Below are 17724 nucleotides of genomic sequence, written 5' to 3'. Positions count from 1 at the left end.
GATCCTAGCCCCACAAGGTCAGGGTGACTTCGCCCGCGGCGTAGCTCTCCGTCGTCGCCACGACGACGAGGCGGCGCCCGCCGTCGAGGCCGAAGCGCGGGAAGGTCACGTTCACCGTCGTCAGGAGGCCCGGCATCCCGATGTTGATCGGGATGGTCACCGAGAACATGGCGCGCTGAACGCCGTGGAGTTCGAGCAGCCGGTTGGCGACGGCCTCGGCGTCGGCGGCGAGGAGCAGCCCGGTCTCCGCAAGCGGAGGCGCGACGGCGCGCCGCCCGGGGATCGGCGTGCCGACGCGCTTCTCGCGCCATTCGATCGCCATGAGCTTCGCGTTCGCCGCGGCGGCGACCGAGCCCGTCGGGCTCCAGTTGCGGCCGAAGAGGATGGTCCGCTCCGAGTGCGGATAGGTGAAGCCGTCCGGGAGCCCGAGCCGCGAGATGCGAAGCACGTCGTATTCGTCGATCTCGAGCTCCGGCGCGCCGATCACGTCCGGCGGCTGGAGCAGGGCGGCGGCGATGAGCCCGCTGCGGTTGGCGCCCCAATGCGCGCCGATGGAGCGCATGACGTCCTCCATGAGGTCGCGCCATGTAACCTCGATGGAGAGGAACCGACCGTAGACGAGACCGGGCAAGGCCGCCGCCAGCGCCGCCCAGGAGGGCTCGTCGGTCGTCGCGCCGAGCGCGTCGTCGGCCGCCGTCGCGATCCATGCGGCGATCACCGCGCCGTCGCTGCTCGCGGCCTCGCCCGCCTCGCAGTCGAGGGTGACGATGAAGCCGCCGGAGACGCCGCCCTGCGTCAGGCCCATGCGGACAAGGCCGAAGGCGAGGCAGGTCGCATATTCGCCCACGGCCAGCGGCGCGGCGCGAAGATCGTCGATGTCGGCGTAGTCGGCGGTGAACGCATGATCGAGACCGCCGTAGCGGGCGGCGGTGACCGCGCGCAGCACGCCGGTATGCGCCATGAAGACGAAGGCGACGGCGTCGATCAGGACCGGCTGAATGTTGAAGACCGAGCCGATCACCACCGGCTTCGGCGAGTCCGCGAGCTCGGGCGGCCCTTCGAGATCGCCCGTCCCCGCGAACGTCATGCTGTTGAAGGGCGCGTCGTAGAGCGTGTCGTATTCGGTGAAGTTGATGGTGGCGTCTTCGCTGGTCAGATCGACCTTCTCGGTCCGACATGTCGCGACGCGCTGGAACGCGCCCCAGGGGGCGCCGCGCCGCCCGATGTCGATATTGACCTCCGCCGTGGCGACGTCGGTGTCGTCGCCGAACTCGTCGAGCGCGCCGTCTGCATTGGCGATGCGCACGGCTCCCGCCTGCGTCGTGACGGCGGCGCTGTCGAGCGGCGAGAGGCGCACGGATCGCGAGACCTCGCCGGCGCCGATGATCCGCCCGTCGAACCACTTGTTCGGCAGATCGGGATCGTCCGCCGCCGTGGTGAAGTCCTCGGTCGCGAAGCGGTCCAGCCGGTCGAGATCGGGCGGTGGGATCTTGAGCGCGATGGAGCGCCGGCCGGCGACCGCATGATCGCCGACGCTGCGCGGCTCCCACTGGCTCGGCTCGGCCGGCACATAGACGCCGGGGCGCGGGCGCGCGAGCGTCAGGGCGTAGACGAGCTCCACATCGAGGAGATCGACGAGACCGGTCGCAGGGGCATAGCCCGGAACGGCGTCCGGCCATGTCGGCGCGTCCCCGCCCGGGGGCGAGAGGATGATGGTGCGGACGAGGGCGGTCATGCGGCGACTCCGGTCGCGTTGCGCGCGGCGGCGGCCGAGGTCGACTGCGACTGGCTGAGCGACTGCCGGTAGAGGTCCTCAAGCCGCTGGTCGAGCTGCGCGAGGGCGGCGAGGAGCTGGTTGGTCGTCCGCTGGGTGATCTCGTCGAAACTCTCGGCGGTGAGCTCGCTCTCGATCCGGTCGGCGGTGATGGCGACGCTGCTCTCGAGCGCCGCGAGGGCCGTGTTCACATCCTTGAAGAGCTCGCCGTAGAGCGTGCTGGAGCCGTAGACCGCCTGACCCTGTTGCAGGAGCGCCTGCGCCAGCCTGGCGGCGTCCTGCGCGGCCTGCGCATTGCCTCCGGCGCCGGCGCTCACCAGGTCGTCGAACTGAGCGCGGATCGCCGCCAGCTGGCTCCGCTCGTCGCCCGGCGAGAGATCAGAGGTCACAAGGTCGCGCCGCGCGTCGGCGAGCGCCTCCTCGGCGGCGCGGAGCTCGTTGGCGCGCCGCGTGAGCTCGGCGAGGACGTCGGCGCGCTCGCCTTCGGCCTCGGCGATGGCGTCCAGCACGCCGGAGATTTCGTCGGAGAACCGGTTGAACTGGTCCGTGAGCTCCGAGAGCGGCAGATCGAGCATGTAGCGGCGGAGGAGCGCGAGCTCCGCCTGGGTGGCGCCGGCCGCGACGGCGGCCTGTCTCTGCTCCTCGTATTCCGCCCTGATCTGCGCCGAGGAGAGCTCGCGGAACTTCGCGAGGGCCGCGGCGTCGGCCTGACCCGATTGTAGCGCGCCGCTGATCGCGTTGAGAAGGACGCTCTCGAACTCGCTCCGGAGCGCGGCGGCGGCGTTCGCCACCTGAGCGGCCAAGTCCTCGAACTCCGCCGCCAGCTCCGCCAGCGGAATGTCGAGCATGACTTCTCTCAAGATGGCGAGATCGTCCTGCGCTGCGCCGGCGGCGACGGCGGCGCGGCGCTGCTCCTCGTAGGCCGCCCTGATCTGTCGCTCCGTGATGGCGCGCCACCGCGAGATCGCCTCGGCGCTGACGTCGCCGGTTTGCAGAGCCGATTCGATGGCGCCCCGCAAGACGTCCTCGAACGCCTCGCGGGCGATTGCCGCGGCGTTCTCGATCTCATAGGCGAACTGGCGGAAGTCCTCGCGGAGCTGCCGCATCGGCAGGTCGAGAAGCACCTCCTGCAAGAGCTCAAGATCGCGGCGGCCCGCGCCCGCCGCGATGGCGTTCTGCCGTTGGACCTCGTAATCGGCCTGAATCTGCTGCGCCGTGAGGCGGCGCCAGCGGTCGAGCGCCTCGGCGCTGGCCTCGCCGGATTGCAGGGCCGACCCGATGGCGTTCCGCAGGGCGTCCTGATAGGCAGCCTGCGTCGCCGCCGCCGCCGCCGCGGTCTCGTTCGTGAGCTCGTCGAGATAGCCGCGATACTGGTCGCGGAGCACCTGATACTGCGCGGCGTAGAGCTGCTTCGTGAGCTCGACGTCGCCGCCGATCTCCTTCGCCGTCGCGATGGCGGCCTGGCGGCTTCGCTGGAACTGCTCCTGCACCAGCGCGAACCAGGCGTCGATTCCCTCGCGGGTGGCGTAGCCGGTCTCGACGAGCTGGCTCGCCACGTCGAAATTGTAGGCCTCGCGGAGCTCGCGGCGGGCCTGACGGCGGGCGAGGACGATCTCCCGCGTCGTCACGCCCAGGGCGCGGACGTCTGCGGTCGCCTCGCGCGAGAAGGTCTCGCGGATGTTGCGGAAGGCCTGCTGATAGGTCGTGGCGGTTTCGTCGACGCCCGTGACGTATTCCCGCGCGGCGGCCTTGATCTGGTCGCGGAAGGCGTATGCCTGCTGGATGATCCGGGCGAAGGCCTCGGGGTCGTCGCCGCTCCGGTCCAGCGCGCTCTCGATGAGGTCGAGCTCGCGCCGGGTGATCTCGCCGGTCGCCTGCATGGCGGCGCCGAGCTCGGTGATCGCGTCCGACAGGTCGAGGCCCGCCTCCTTGTTGATCCCGAACTCGGCGAGGGCCTTCGGGCCCGATGCGACCGTCACGTCGATATTGTCGCCCCGCAGCCCGTCGGCGACGATCCGCGTGATCCCTTCGGTCGTGACAGAGAACATCTCCCGGACGAGTCCGAGAACATCGGCGACCGCCTCGGCGGCGGACGTGCCGGCCTGCCGGAGCGAGCCCGAGCCCCGGTAGACGACCTCGCCCGCCTGCGCGCCGGCGGTGAAGGCCGTGGCCGATCCGCTCGGCTTCGAGCCGAAGAGCGAGCTCGCGAGGCTTCCGACGATTCCGCCGAGCGCCGCGCCGAGGGACGTGCCGATCACGGGGATGAACGATCCGAGGGCGGCGCCGGCGGCCGTGCCGATCCCGGCGCCGATCTGCTGCGAGTTGCCGCTAAGGATCCCGCTGATCCCGATCCCGATGCCGGCGCCGATGCCGGTGATCGTCGCATTGTCGAGCCCGAAGAGCTGGCCCTGACCATCGAAGAGCCCGGAGAAGAGGTCCTTGAACGCGCCCTTGAGGCTCTTGAGCTCGTCGCCGAGGTTTTTCGCGAGATCGTTGGTCAGGCCGCCGGTGATGGTCGAGGCGAGATCGCGGAGGCCGCCGTGGAACGACCCGCTTTCGGAGACGGCGCCGATCACGCCGCCGAAGGCGGAATTGAAGGCGTTGGCGAAGGTCGATCCGAGACGTGTACCGGCGTTTTCCGCTGGTTCTGCAAGGTTTTCCTCGATCGCCTTCCGCGCCTTCTGCGTCTCGCCGACGACGGCGCCGATCTCGGCGACGGCCCGCTTGTAGGCCTCCGATTCCTCGTCGAGATTCATCGCCTCGGCGAGCCGCTCGAACTCCTCTATCGCCTGGGCGAGCTCCTCCCGGTCGGCGAGGGCGTCCTGATAGGCTTCATATGCCTCCCGACTCTCGGCCGCCGCGCGCGCGCCGCCGATGGCCGCGTCGCGGGCACGCTCGAGATCGGTCCAGAACTCCTCGAGATCGCGGCTGAGGTCGCGGAGCGACCCGCCGGCGCCCCTGGCCTCGTCGGCGAGCCCGGAAAGACCCTCGGCGAGGAGCCCCGCCGCCTGCGCCTGTGCGGTCAGGAGCTCTGCGACGTTCTGGCGTCCGGCGGCGATCTCGTCCTCGGTGAGCTTGGCGGCGGTCGCCAGCTTGACGTATTCCGCCTGGGCTTCCTTGATCCTGTCGGCGAGCTGGAAACCCGACTGGAGCGCCTCGACCGCCTCCTTGCCGTCCTTCACCGCGCCGACGAGGACGTTCTGCCGGTCGACGCTCTCCGCGAGGCCGTTCAGAAACTCGGCGAGCTCGGCGTTGGCCTCCGCCCGCGCCCGGTTGGCTTCGCGAGCGGCCTGCGTCTGATTCTCGGCGAGCTCCTTCTCGAGCTCGGCGGCGCGCCGCTCGGCGGAGGCGCGTTCCTCCGCCGCGCGCGCCTGTTCGCGCATCTCGGAGGCTGACGCGACGATAGCCTGCTCGGCCTCGGTGAGCTCCGCCCCGAGATTGGCCACGGCGTCGAACGCGGCGAGGGCGTTGTCGGCCATGTCGCGGAAATGACCCGCGGCGCGTTCGCCGGCCTCCGCCGCGCCGGACCGCCCCATAGCGAGCATGGCGTCGAGCGCCCGGCCCATGCCCTCGGACGTCTCGCGGGCGCTTATGCCGAGACGCTCGAACCCGGGCAGGCCCTCGACGAGCGCGAGGGCGTCGTAGAACTCCTTCGTGGCCCGCGTCGCCGCCTCGAACGGCAAGAGAACGAAGCCGACGATGCCCTTCATGATGGACTCGACTGCGGCGCCGAGGCCCCTGTAGCCGCTGACCATGGACTCGATCGCCAGGGTGGAAGCCTTCGAGAGCCGGTCGATCATGATTCCGGCCGTCGGGAGAGAGGCGATGTAGTCGCCGGTCGCGTCGATCAGCTCCTCGACGGCGTCGGTGATGTCGCCCCAGGCGTCCGCCCAGGACGGAAGCCCGAGATCGTCGAACACGGCTCTGGTCGAGCCGAGCTCGCTCCGCAGCTTCACGAACTCGGCGACCAGAAGGCCGGCGCCGACGACGAGCGCGCCGATGCCGGTCGCGACCAAAGCGCGCGAGAAGAGCCTTACCGCGCCCGCCGCCGCCGCGAAGGCGCGCGCGAGCCCGCCGCTGACGATCACGCCGGCGCCGCGCAGCGCCCCCGAGAACGTGAGAGAGGCGACGTTGGCCGCGACCATCGCGCCCGTGAGCCCCCTGACCGACCCCGAGACCGCCGTGATCGCCGTCACGAGGCCCGCATAGCCCGCGCGGACGCCGGGCGCGACGACGGCCGCCTGAGCGACCGCCAGGCGCTTCATTTCGATGACCGTCTTCGCCGCGCCGAGCGCCCAGCCGCCGAAGACGGCGCCGAGCCGGAGCGCCGCGACCCCGCCGCCGACCAGAACCAGCGCCTTGAGGACCTGCTCGAAGCCGCCGACCGCGTTCGCCGCGTCCGTCGTTGCGTCCACGACGGAGCGGACGGACGAGCCGATGGCGTCGAATATCTCGGCCGCGCCCGCGTCGGAGATCGCGGCGAAGGCCAGCACTGCGAGCCGGATGCCGCCGGTGAGGGTCGTGAAGCTCTTGATGAGGCCGAGAAGGGCCGGGCCGGCGGCGATCGCGCCGAGCGCGGCGAGCGCGACGCCGAACCGGGTCACGCCGTCGATGGCCGGCGTCATGTTGAGCGCGATCTCGCGCAGGGCGCCGGAGAAGGCGGCGATGGGCCCGTCAAGGAGGGCGCCGAGCTCGAGTGCGAAGCGGTCGCGGAAGAGGCTCGCCGCGCGGTCGACGGTGATGTTCACGTTCGAGAGCTCTTCGTTGAGCTTCGGTATCTCGCGCAGGATCGCCCGGATCACGAGATCGGTCGTCAGCACGCCCTCCGCGCCGAACGCACGCAGGTCGGCGATCGTGACCTTCGTCGTTCCCGAGAGCTCGTCCATGCCCTGCTCGAAGAGGACGAGTCCGTCGGCGGTCAGGCGCAGCTGGTTCTGGAGCGCCGTCATGATGCGGACGCCCTGCTCCGCGACCGACCGGAACTCGTCGCCGTTGAACGTCCCGGACGAGAACGCCTGGCTCAACTGATACATGGCGTTCGTCTGTTCCCGCGCGGTCGCGCCGGAGAGGATGAACGCCTTGTTGAGGGCCTCGGTCGTGACCTTCGCGAGCTCGACGCCCTCCGGAAGGTCGCGGAAGATCTGGCTCAGGCGGAAGTAGCTGTTGGTCGTCGACTCGATTTCGCCGAAGGACCGCTCGGCGATGCCGGCGAGGTCCTGCATCTCGGCGGCGACGCGCTCCGTCGAAGCCGAGACGCCGTCCTGGGCCGTCGTCACCAGCTTCGCCTGGTTCTGCATCTTCTGATAGATCTCGACGAGGCTCCTGAGCGACGAGCCGAGCTCCTGCACGCCGTAGACGCCGATGGCCCCGGCGAGCGCGCTCCTGAACAGGTCCGCCGAGCGCGAGACCGTGTTCAGTTGCGTGTTCATCGTGCTCAGCGAGCGGTTCGTCGTGCGCGTGGCCGCGCCGAGCGATGCGACGCCGCGACCCATCGTCTGGAGCTGGCGCGTCGCCTGCCGCGACGATTGCGAGAGCGCGTTCAGATTGCGGTTGCTGCTCTGCGTCTCACGCCGGATCGCCGCTAGTTCGCGGAGCGCCTGGTTGGCTTCGATCTGGAGCCGGACGAGCCGGGTGAGCTGCTCCGTAGCCATCTATCGGAGGCTCCTACGGAAGGCGAAGGCGTAGGCGCCCTGGTAGAAGGAGGCGAAGCCCGTCCGCCGCGAGGTCCAGTCCTGCCGGCCGAGGGGCCGGGGGATCGTGTTGGTGTCCTTTCCACGGATGCGCCGGGGGATGAAGGCGGCGAGGCGCGGCTCCCACAGCATGACGGGCGGCGCGATCCTCGCGCGCTTGAACGACTGGATCACGGTCACAGAGAACTCCGGCCGGATCGTGCCGGAGCGGCGCGCCGCCTGGGTGGTCTCGGCCATGAAGCCCTTGCGCGACCGGGCGCGCCGTTTCGCCGGCCGCGCGCGCTGTTTCGCGCTCGGCTGGATCGTCCGGCCGCCGCGCGACTCGATGTAGGCGATGTTGCGCTGCGCGATCTTCATCTCGTTCGGGCCGCGCGGGACGTAGTAGAGCGTCTCGCCGAGCTTGAGGGTGACCGGTCCGCCCTTCTGGATCTGCGCCCGGACGATGCGCTCCCGGCCGCGGGCATTGCCGACGATCCAGCGCCAGGAGACGCCGACATGCGGCGTGACATGCTCGGCGACGAGCAGCTCGAAGGCGCGCATCGCCGGGCGCGCGTCGTTGCCGAAGACGACGGTCAGCGTGCGCTGCATCTGCGCGATGGTCTTGTTCTGCCGCCCGTCGACGAAGACGCTCTCCGCCGGGTTTCCGAGCCGGTCCTGGCGCTCCGCCTCCTCGTTGGCGATGGCGTAGGCCATGGCGCGGACGCCGTCTTCGGTCCAGTCGACGATGTCGCCGAGGTCGATGGTCTCGATGGCGTTAGCGCCGGCCCCGACCGTCCAGCTGCGCACGGCCGGGATTCGGGAGGGCTGCGGGCGGCCGAACGGCGGAACGCTCATGTGATCTCGTCCTCTCCCGTTTCTGCGAGGACTCGAGCATCATTGCGTCGAAGCTCCTCAGCAGCTCGACGAAGCCGCATCCGAAGCCGTAGCGGCGCGCATACTCGCCCACCGTGAAGAACGGGAGCGGGAACCCGGGCGCGCGCCGCTCGCCCGACAGGCGGACGAAGGCCTCAAGGACAAGCCTCAGTGGACCGGCTTCCGGGCGCCGCCTTTCCTCCGGGATGAGCCCCGAGGCTGCGACGACCTCATATTGGTCTTCTCGTCCGGCCCATTGGTCGTGGAACTGGACGATCCGTCGGAGTTTCCCATCATCTCCTTCATCCGCGCGTCGAAGAGCTCGGAGACCTCCTTCGCCTTCGCGAAGAGGAGGTTCAGGGCGAAGGGATAGGCCTCGAAGAAGGCGGGCGGTTCCATGCCGGCAGGCAGGCCGCGATGCGAGACGATGCAGGTCTCGACGAAGGCCTCCCGCTGCATCTTCACGAACTCCATCGGCTTGACATGCGCGTCGAGCGTGGCGGCGTCAGGCTCGGTCATCGACATCTCGAAGGGCAGCTTCGACATGAGCGCGGTCTGGAAGTCGTCGTTGTAGGCGGAGAGCGGCGCGACCATGAACACGGCGGGCGTGCCTGGAAGCGGGATCTCCACGCCCTCCCGCAGCTCGAGCGGAAGGGCGAAGCGGGCGAAGGGATCGGCGGCGGACCCGTTGGGCTTGGACGTGGTCATTGCGCTCCTCAAGAGATGGCGGCGGAGGCCGCGGTGATGTTGGTGGCGCCGCCTTCCGGCGTGACGGTGACCGTCCCGCCGACGGCCGAGGCGACGAAGCCGGCGTCGACGTCGATGGCGGCGGCGACCGCAGACGCCACATCGGCCGCGGTGTCGCCCTCGGAGATCGGCACGTTGAAGTCGACCGACGCGCCGCCGTCGGCGGTGAGCGAGATGTCGGCCGAGACCTGGGCGACCGTCGCCGGACCCTCGGAGAAGGTGATCGTCACTTCGGTCGAGGCCGGACCCGCGCCGGCGGCGCTGACGGCCAGCGGCAGCGGGCCGCCGCCGACGGCGACGGTTCGGTCGATCCGCGCGGAATAGACGTCTGGCGCCACGCCGACGAGCGCGACCATCTGACCGGAGACGACGACATCCTGTCCGGAGCCGCCGGCCACCGTCTCGGCGGTCGAGATGCGCACGCGCGGGAATGTCAGGAGATAGCTGTTCCCGAGCGCATCCTCGAGCGTCACCTCGAGCGCGAAGTCCTCCTGCGCCACGAGGGCGTCGACGAGGAAGTCGCTCGAGAAATACACGCTGTAGTCGATGGTCGCCTCGAAGCGGCCGAGAACGCTCTCCCGGGAGCCGAGCGTGCCGATGCAGGGCACGTTGCGGGTGTTCGAGGCGAAGTTGACGGCGAGGTTGGTCCAGCAGGCCGTGCCGATATCGAAGACCGTCGCGCCCTCGGAATCCTTCATGCTGATGCCGCGAACGAGCGGCGCGGTCATGACCGGCGTCGTCGAGGGCTGCACATAGGTCGCGCCCGCGGCCTCGGCGTTGTCGTTGGCGAAGGAGGCGCCGACGAAGCCGATGGAGCCGGTGATCGGCTGGTTCGGCGTGATCGTGAGGCTGGCCGTGTCCGGCACGACGCCGAGATAGCGATGGTAGAGGAATGGATCGGGCGCGCCCGCGCCCATGTTCCACCGCTTCTCGAAGGTGAAGGTCTTGAGCGTGTCGGAGACGTAGAGCGTATCCGGGCCGGCGCCGATGGCCAGGGGATCGGCGCCCCAGGCGGAGCCGAAGACGGCGGCGATCATGTCCTCGAAGGCGGCGTCCTTCGCCAGCTCGAAGTTGATCGGACCGGTGACCGCGCCGCCAGTGAGGATGCTGTCGCGGACGCCGCGACCCTCTCCGCCGAGCTCGTTCGATGTGGTGCTCTCATAGGCGAAGCTGACGCCCTCGCCGGTGGCGCGGACGACCTTGAACGCCGGAGCGGCGGCGATGACGCCCGGCGTGGCTTCCGGGGCGATGGCGAGGCGGACGCTGTCGGCGGAGACACCCATGTCATGATCCTCATGCTACGGCGGCGATGAAGTCGTGCTCGGCGTTCAGCTCCGTGAAGGTTTCGTTCCAGAGGCCGCTATAGGCGCCGAGCGGGAGGGGCGGGCTGAGGTCGATGACCCGCACGCCTGCGAAGGAGCGGCGCCGCAGGGCGTCGCGGAGCTGGTCGACGATCAGGCGCGCCGGCTGGTAGCCGTCGCGGGCCTGGGTGAAGACGTGGATCTCGAAGACGCCGGTCTCGCGGAAACAGGCCGCCTCCGGCGCGCCGACGGAGACAAGGGTCTCGATCCCGCCGGTCTCGACAAGCGCGAGGAAGGGCTGGCCGGAGTTCTTCGCGGCGGCGTCGACTTCCTCGAAATCGTAGACCCGCAGCGGCGCTGCGGCCTCCGCGAGCGCCGCCTTGACGGCGGAATATTTGGCTGTGGACGCCATGCCCCGTTATCCCGCCGACCTGTCGGCGACGTAAGTCGCCAGACCGGCGCCAAAGCGGCGCCAGGTTGGCGTCAGGTCGGCTACGTAAGGCCTACGAGACGACGACCAGAGCGGGCGGGATCAGTCCGGGCGGTCGGCGACGACGCGCGGGCGCACCGGATCGCGCCCGGTCAGGATGCCCCGCGACGCGGCTTCGTTCCGGATCAGGACGCGGATGAGCGACGAGAGTGAGCGGTCTTCGGCGGCGGCGAGGCGCTGGAGCAGCTGGCGGTCGTGCGGCGCGAGGCGGATGGTGATGCGGTCCGGGTCTTCGGTCATGTCGCCACCGCGATCTCGTAGGTCAGAGAGACCCCCGAGACTGCGGAGGGAGCCGCGTCCGTGACGCCGTAGCGCACGCCGCCGGCGATGATGACGTCGCCCCGCTCGGGCGCGCGGCCGATGGCGGCGTCCCACTCGTCGATCATCGCGACGATCACCGTGCGGAGGATCTCGAGGCCTTCGGTGCGATCCTCAGGGCGCCGCCGCGCCACCGCGACGACGGGCCCCGGAATGGGCGACGGCGCCTCATGCTTCTCGACCTGGGAGGGCACGCCGAAGAGCCGGACCGCATCGCCGATCGAGGCCTTGAACTGCGGGGCGAAGGGAGCGAGCGCCATCAGACGTGCTGCCGGCGGTAGCTGTCGAGGATGAAGGCCAGCCGCGATCCCGGCGTGATGAGGACGCCGCTTTCGGCGAGATCGCCCGCGGAGACCGCCGTCGATCCGACGTCGTAGGAGACCGAGCCGACGCCGAAGAGCGTGACGGATTTCACTTCGCCGCTCCCCGGCACGATGACCGGGCCGGAACCGCCGAATTCGGAGGGGAACATCTCGGCGAACATCGTGTCGAAGAGCGCGCCTATCGCCCAGGCGAGGTCCGGCGGCAGAGGCTCGTAGCCGCCGGTATAGGTCACCTTGACCGCGCCCTGCCAGGCGGCGTGCGGCCAGATTTCGCCGACCGTCTCAAAGAGCCGATAGGAGGAGACCGGAACCGCCTCTCCGACATTCTCCACCGAGACGACCGGAACGCCGACGATGGGGTAGCGATAGAGGAAGAGGCGGTGACCCTTTCCGATGTAGAACTCGTCCTCTGCCTCCTGCCGGACGATGCCCCGGTCGCAATACCGTTCCGCGAAGGCGACCGCGACGTCCAGCGCGGCCGTGATGTCGTCGTCGCGGCTTTCGTCATCGGGCTCAAGCCCGATGCGCCGCCGGAAGGGTGCGAGGTCGAGCGGCATGGTCAGTCTTCCGACAGGTCCTCGGTGATGACGATGGCGAAGGTGATCTCAGTCGCCGCGCCGGCGGTCGCGATGGTGAGGACAAGCCCGTCGAGCGACGCGGCGATGTCCGTGCGGCCGACGGCGTTGATGGCGTTCAGGATGAGCGTCGCCGCCGCCGCCGCATCGGTTCCGGCCGGAAGCGAGACGTCGGGGACAATGTCCGAGCCGACGTCGGTCACGAAGTTGACCGACGCGCCGCCCTCCGGAGCGCCCGCGCCGCCGCCGGAGAAAGTGAAGGCGACCGACGTGACCCCGGCGCCGGCCGCCGGGACCGGACCCGCCACCGCCACCACGGCGACCGGCTCGCCGCCGCCACCCTCTTCGGGCGGCTCGAAGGCGTAGGTCGTGGAGGCGTCGAGGGAGAGCAGGCTCTCTTCATCGGGCAGGCCGATGTAGACCCGGGCGCCTCGCGCCGTTGCGGAGACCGGGGCCGGGAACTCCGCGGCGAGGTATCCCGCGATCTCTTCCACCGAGTCGGGTGGCGAGAAGGCGTAGGTCACTTCGACCAGCGTTTCCGGCTCCGAGGCCAGCCGATAGGTGACCGTGACGGCGTCGTCTGCGATGGCGACCCCGCCGGCAAGCTGGATCATCTGCATCTCGAGATCGGCGAGCGCCCCGATGGACCCGGCTGGCGCGGGCGTCCCGGGCACGCTGGCGCCGTGATAGTCGTCCGGAAGATCGCCGACCTCTGCGCCGTCGAGCGACGATTCGCCGATCTGCCGGCGGGTGATGCGGTCCCAGGCGAGGCCGCGACCGGTGCGGATGAAACGGGGCACGGCGTCGTCATAGACCCGGCCGTCGAGCGTAGAGAGGCGAAGGGGCATGGCGGTCTCCTGTCGATCAGTCTTCGGTTGCTGGCGGGGCTTCCGCGCCTTCGTCCGGGGCTTCCGCCGCCGCCGGAGGTTCCGGATCGGCGTTCGAGGCGCTCGCCTGAAGGAGGATCTTCTGGATGAGGTCCGCGACGCGCCGGTAGGGCATCTCCGTGAGCGCGTCGAGGATCGTCTGCGCCTCCTCGAAGCTCACGGTGAGGGTGATCGGCGGCGGCGCGGTTGGTTCGTTCAGCATCAGGCGCTTTCTTTTGGCGGTTCGGATGGATCGGGGGGCGCGGCGGTCGGCGGATCGACCCAGGCGGGCGCGCCGTCGGCCGAGATGGCGAGGACATGTCCCGGTCGTCCGCCCGGCGGAAGCGAAACGCCGCTGCCGCCGCCCGACGGCGCGCGCATCATCATCGTCCACGCGCGGCTCATCGGGTCGAGCGGATCGGTTCCCGTGCGCTCGACCGCGAGGTAGAGGCCGGCGCCGGCGGCCACGACGGCGCCCGGCAGATAGTCCCGCCCGCGCCGATACTGGCCGGCGAAGCGCGTGATCCGGGGCTCGCCCTCGACCTCGTCCGGATCGAACGCCCTTTCAACCGCGACAGGATGCTCGGAGCCGTCGTCGAGCGTGAAGACGATCGCGAAGGCGCCGTCAGCCTCGCCGGCGCGGATGTTCCGAAGCCCGACGCCGCGCGGACCCTGCGGGCCGACCTTTCCGGGCGTTCCGCGCTGCGGCTCGTTGACGAGGCGCCATGCGGCCTCGGGCGCCGCGGGCGAAAGACCGGCCTCCACCGGACCGACGGCGATCCACTGGCTATGTCGGAAGACGACGTGGTCGCCGGGCTCATAGGCGCGCGCTTTGTCGTAGACGCCGCAGTAGCGGGAGACGCGGAGGTCGACGACCTGATCCGGGCGCCCGGCGGTGGAGAGCGTCAGGCGGATGACGAGGCCGTCCTGTACGGTCACCAGCGTCTCCGCCGTGATCTGCGTCGCGGCCAGCGTCGGCTCGAAATCGTCCGGCGCTTCATCGGGCGCGTGGTTCGTGCGATGGCGAGCGCGCCAGACCGTCGCGCCGTCAGAGACAAGATCGCCCCGCTCGAGGAGTGTTCCCGAACGCGCCTGGCGAGCGTCGCTCAGAAGCCGGTCGCGTCCAGGCGCGCCGTCGGCGCCCTTCTCTCCCGGAGGGCCGGACGGACCCGGATCACCCTTTTCGCCCGGTGGACCCGGATCGCCGCGCTCGCCCTTGTCGCCGGGATCGCCCGTTTCGCCCGGATCGCCCTTTTCGCCCGGCGGCCCCGGATCGCCACGCTCGCCCTTTTCTCCGGGATCGCCCTTCTCCCCTTGCGGCCCCGGATCGCCTTGATCGCCGCGCTCGCCCGGATCGCCCTTTTCGCCCGGCGGTCCCGGATCGCCGCGCTCGCCCTTTTCTCCGGGATCGCCCTTCTCCCCTTGCGGCCCCGGATCGCCCTGATCACCGCGCTCGCCCCGATCGCCTTTCTCGCCCGGCGGTCCCTGATCACCGCGCTCACCCGGACCGCCGCGTGCGCCCTTCTCGCCCGGCGGACCCGGATCGCCGCGCTCGCCCTTTTCTCCGGGAGCGCCCTGCTCGCCCGGTGGTCCCGGATCGCCGCGCTCGCCCTTTTCTCCTGGATCGCCCTTTTCGCCCGGCGGTCCCTGATCGCCGCGCTCACCGCGCTCACCCGGATCGCCGCGTGCGCCCTGCTCGCCCGGTGGCCCCGGATCGCCGTGCTCGCCCTTTTCTCCTGGATCGCCCTTTTCGCCCGGCGGTCCCTGATCGCCGCGCTCACCCGGATCGCCGCGTGCGCCCTGCTCGCCCGGTGGCCCCGGATCGCCGTGCTCGCCCTTTTCACCGGGATCACCCTTTTCGCCCGACGGTCCCTGATCGCCACGCTCACCGCGCTCGCCCGGATCGCCCTTCTCGCCCGGCGGACCCGAAACGCCGCGCTCGCCCTTTTCTCCGGGATCGCCCTTCTCGCCCGGTGGTCCCGGATCGCCACGCTCACCGCGCTCACCCGGATCGCCGCGCGCGCCCCGCTCGCCTTGCGACCCCGGATCGCCTTGATCGCCGCGCTCGCCCTTTTCACCGGGATCACCCTTTTCGCCCGGCGGTCCCTGATCGCCACGCTCACCGCGCTCGCCCGGATCGCCCTTCTCGCCCGGCGGACCCGGAACGCCGCGCTCGCCCTTTTCTCCGGGATCGCCCTTCTCGCCCGGCGCGCCGGTCTCGCCACGCGGACCGGGCTCCCCATCCTTGATCGAGGCGACGCGAAGGTTGAGGTCATCAAGGCGCCGGGCGATGTCGTCCGCGAGGCCTTCGAGCGTCTGGAGCGTCGGCGCCACCGCTGCGGCGATGATCTCCGGATCAGGTGGCGAACCGCGTTCGCCCTTTTCGCCCTTCTCGCCCTTCTCGCCCGGCTCGAGAGCGCGGGCCTGAGCGATCGCGTCGCCGATGTCCGTAAGCGCCTTCTTGACCGCCGCGCCCGTGAGCTCGGTCCATTCCTCGCATTGAGCGATGAAGGCCGCGAGCTGGCTGAGGTTCGGATCGAAGGCGGCGCTCACCGACTCGTCGACGATGACCTTGAGCGTCTCGGGGTCCGGCGGCGGACCGGGCTCGCCCTTATCTCCCTTCGGACCAGGATTGCCCGGATCGCCCTGCGGCCCGGCGTCGCCGGGAGGCCCTTCCGGTCCCGGCTCGCCGTCCTTGAGCTCGGACATGCGGGCGCGCACGGCCTCGGCCAGATCGTCCAGGAGCTTCACGCGCTCATAGACCTGCCCGAGATCGGCGGCGCGCGCGGCGACGAGCTTCTCGGCGGCGAGGGCGACGGCGCGGGCCTCCGCCTCGGCCGCGAGTCGGGCGCACTGGTCGGCGACGGCGTTCATGCGCTCTTCGACCATCGCCATGACGCCTTCGACGTCTTCGGACGTGGCGCGCGTGGCGATGGCGTCGAGCGTCTCCTTCCGGAGGGCGGCGATGCGCTCTTCGGCGAAGGTTCTCTCTTCGTTGAAGAGGATCCCGAGCGCCGTCTCGAGATCGACCGCCTGGTCCTGGGCGCCGTCAGCCATTGGCGTACTCCTTCGGCGGCGCGAGGCGCGGCTGGTCCCGGCGGGCGCGGATCGCGTTGAGACGGACGACGTTGTCTGCCGAGGCCTGTCCTTCGGGCGGCGGCTCGTCCTCGGCCGCCGCTCCGTCCTGTCCCGCCTCGTCGTTCGCGCCGTCGGCGGGCTCCGGGTCCGGCGTATCTGTGCCGGGCTTCCAGTCGAGCGGGATCATCTGCTGCTGAACGCGCGGCATGTCGCCGCCCTCGACCGGGGGCAGACCTTCCTTCCGGCGGACCTCGTTCGGCGAGAAGATGCCCTTCGTGACGGCCGTGCCGTAGGCCTCCATGCGACCCTTGAAGTCGGTGCGCAGGAGCGTCTCCTCGTTGAACTCGGAGAGCTGGTTCGGCCCGAGTTCGAACAGCCGGTCGCAGCAGAGCTCCACATGGTCGAGCATGAAGCCGAGGCCGGACGCGAGCCAGAACTGCATCAACTGCTCGACATTGTTGAAGCTCGCCTCGCTCATGATGTTCACGAGCGGCAGGGGAACGCGGAAGGCGCGGGCGATGTCCTCGACCGACATGCGGAATGCGTCGATGATCTGGCTGTCGTTCGCGGTGAGCGAGAGGGAGTCCCATTTCAGGCCGTTCGTGAGGATCGGCACGCGGCCTGCGTTGAGGCCCTGACTCATGTCTTCCCATCGCTGGCGGAGCTCGTTCGCCTGCGCGGTGTTGAGCTTCTGATCGGTCGTGAGGACGCCCGATGGCCGGCTCATGTTCTCGAAGAAGGCGGCCTGATGCGCGCTGATGGCGGTGTTCGCGGCGATCCCGGCGGCGGCGGCGGCAAGCGGCGTCTCGCCGATGAGGGGATGGTGCGGCGTGTGCAAGCGCACATGCAGCATGTCGCGTTGCGGGACGAGGATGCGCCCCTCGACCATGAACTCCGTGAAATCCAGCATCGTGCCGCTGGAGACCGAGTAGAAGATATCCCCGGTCTGACGGTCGACCATGGGATAGGCGCACATCGGCATGACCGGATGAAGCTCCCGGATTCGCTGCCCGTCGTCGCGGAGCGCGATGGCGTAGCCGTTCCCGCGCGAGAGAAGGCTCCGGATGAGGTTCAGGAAGAAGTCGGAGCGGGTCTGGTAGTGGTTCGGGTTGCGCAGAACGCGCGCCAGCGGCGTCGTGCGACGGATCGTGCGCGTCTCCTGATCGTCATAGGAGGCGTGGACGATCTCGAGCTGCGCGATGGTCTGCGCGTAGGCGCCGATCACGGCCTCCACCGTCGCGCAGGATCGCTCATGCGACCACCGCATGTCGCGCTGCCAGAAGTCGATCGGGAAGGTCTTGGGCGGATCGTTGAGCGCGGAGATGAATGTCCGCATCCGCGTCAGGAGCCCGCCGCCGATGCGGGCGACCGCCGTCACGATGACGCCTTCCTGCGCCTGCCGCCTGGGCGGCGCTCGACGGTCATGCGCCTGTCGAGATAGCCGCTCGCGTCCGAGGGGCCGGGGTCTTCATCGGGCGAGGGCGGATAGACGCCGGAACGGATCGCCGCGCGGTCGGCGTCGTCGAGCGGCTGGAAGGAGTCGGGCCGCCCGACCTTGAGCGCAGACTTGCCCTCCACGTTCTCGGCCTTGCCGTCCCGGATAAGGCGCTCGGCGACCTCCGTTCTGGCGGTCTGCCATCCGTCGCGCGTCGCGATGAGACGATAGGACTGAGGCATGGCGTGCGTCTCTCTCTGAGGAGACGGGGCGGC

General features: G+C 70.2%; 14 protein-coding genes. All 14 read right to left on the bottom strand.

The window, feature by feature from the left end; genetic code table 11:
* Positions 1 to 4 precede the first annotated feature (4 nt).
* The 14 genes from ACE37J_RS12285 to ACE37J_RS12220 all read right to left on the bottom strand — a co-directional run bounded on the left by ACE37J_RS12285 (position 5) and on the right by ACE37J_RS12220 (position 17691).
* On the bottom strand, positions 5 to 1735 hold the full coding sequence (locus ACE37J_RS12285; protein WP_409711545.1) for a hypothetical protein: 1731 nt from the start codon (positions 1733 to 1735) through the stop codon (positions 5 to 7).
* Positions 1732 to 7425 carry a tape measure protein gene (locus tag ACE37J_RS12280; RefSeq protein WP_409711544.1) on the bottom strand — a complete coding sequence of 1898 codons (5694 nt, stop codon included), beginning with the start codon at positions 7423 to 7425 and terminating at the stop codon, positions 1732 to 1734. The genes ACE37J_RS12285 and ACE37J_RS12280 overlap by 4 nt, the downstream gene beginning before the upstream one ends.
* Complete coding sequence (locus ACE37J_RS12275; protein WP_409711543.1) at positions 7426 to 8298, bottom strand: hypothetical protein; 873 nt, start codon at positions 8296 to 8298, stop codon at positions 7426 to 7428.
* A 186-nt stretch (positions 8299 to 8484) separates the two neighbouring features.
* A complete protein-coding gene (locus ACE37J_RS12270) occupies positions 8485 to 9024 on the bottom strand; it encodes a hypothetical protein (RefSeq protein ID WP_409711542.1) in 540 nt (179 codons plus the stop codon).
* Between the two features lie 8 nt (positions 9025 to 9032).
* On the bottom strand, positions 9033 to 10346 hold the full coding sequence (locus ACE37J_RS12265; protein ID WP_409711541.1) for a phage tail tube protein: 1314 nt from the start codon (positions 10344 to 10346) through the stop codon (positions 9033 to 9035).
* 10 nt (positions 10347 to 10356) lie between these two features.
* The gene (locus tag ACE37J_RS12260; protein ID WP_409711540.1) at positions 10357 to 10776 is read right to left on the bottom strand and encodes a hypothetical protein; all 420 of its coding nucleotides are present in this window, start codon (positions 10774 to 10776) and stop codon (positions 10357 to 10359) included.
* 120 nt (positions 10777 to 10896) lie between these two features.
* The gene (locus ACE37J_RS12255; protein WP_409711539.1) at positions 10897 to 11094 is read right to left on the bottom strand and encodes a hypothetical protein; all 198 of its coding nucleotides are present in this window, start codon (positions 11092 to 11094) and stop codon (positions 10897 to 10899) included.
* On the bottom strand, positions 11091 to 11432 hold the full coding sequence (locus tag ACE37J_RS12250; protein ID WP_409711538.1) for a hypothetical protein: 342 nt from the start codon (positions 11430 to 11432) through the stop codon (positions 11091 to 11093). The genes ACE37J_RS12255 and ACE37J_RS12250 overlap by 4 nt, the downstream gene beginning before the upstream one ends.
* Positions 11432 to 12052: a hypothetical protein gene (locus ACE37J_RS12245; RefSeq protein WP_409711537.1), complete on the bottom strand. Its 621-nt coding sequence runs from the start codon at positions 12050 to 12052 to the stop codon at positions 11432 to 11434. The genes ACE37J_RS12250 and ACE37J_RS12245 overlap by 1 nt, the downstream gene beginning before the upstream one ends.
* Before the next feature lie 2 nt (positions 12053 to 12054).
* Complete coding sequence (locus tag ACE37J_RS12240) at positions 12055 to 12918, bottom strand: hypothetical protein (protein ID WP_409711536.1); 864 nt, start codon at positions 12916 to 12918, stop codon at positions 12055 to 12057.
* A 16-nt stretch (positions 12919 to 12934) separates the two neighbouring features.
* Complete coding sequence (locus ACE37J_RS12235; RefSeq protein ID WP_409711535.1) at positions 12935 to 13159, bottom strand: hypothetical protein; 225 nt, start codon at positions 13157 to 13159, stop codon at positions 12935 to 12937.
* Entirely contained in the window at positions 13159 to 15993 is a 2835-nt protein-coding gene (locus ACE37J_RS12230) for a hypothetical protein (protein WP_409711534.1), read from the bottom strand. Before ACE37J_RS12230 ends, ACE37J_RS12235 begins: the two co-directional genes overlap by 1 nt.
* The gene (locus ACE37J_RS12225) at positions 15986 to 17392 is read right to left on the bottom strand and encodes a phage portal protein (RefSeq protein ID WP_409711533.1); all 1407 of its coding nucleotides are present in this window, start codon (positions 17390 to 17392) and stop codon (positions 15986 to 15988) included. The genes ACE37J_RS12230 and ACE37J_RS12225 overlap by 8 nt, the downstream gene beginning before the upstream one ends.
* Complete coding sequence (locus ACE37J_RS12220) at positions 17389 to 17691, bottom strand: hypothetical protein (protein ID WP_409711532.1); 303 nt, start codon at positions 17689 to 17691, stop codon at positions 17389 to 17391. The genes ACE37J_RS12225 and ACE37J_RS12220 overlap by 4 nt, the downstream gene beginning before the upstream one ends.
* Between the last annotated feature and the right edge of the window lie 33 nt (positions 17692 to 17724).

The organism is Pikeienuella sp. (assembly GCF_046290545.1).
GTDB lineage: Bacteria > Pseudomonadota > Alphaproteobacteria > Rhodobacterales > Rhodobacteraceae > Pikeienuella.
The sequence above is the reverse complement of the archived record's forward strand: the minus strand, read 5'-3'. Positions and strand labels throughout refer to the sequence as shown.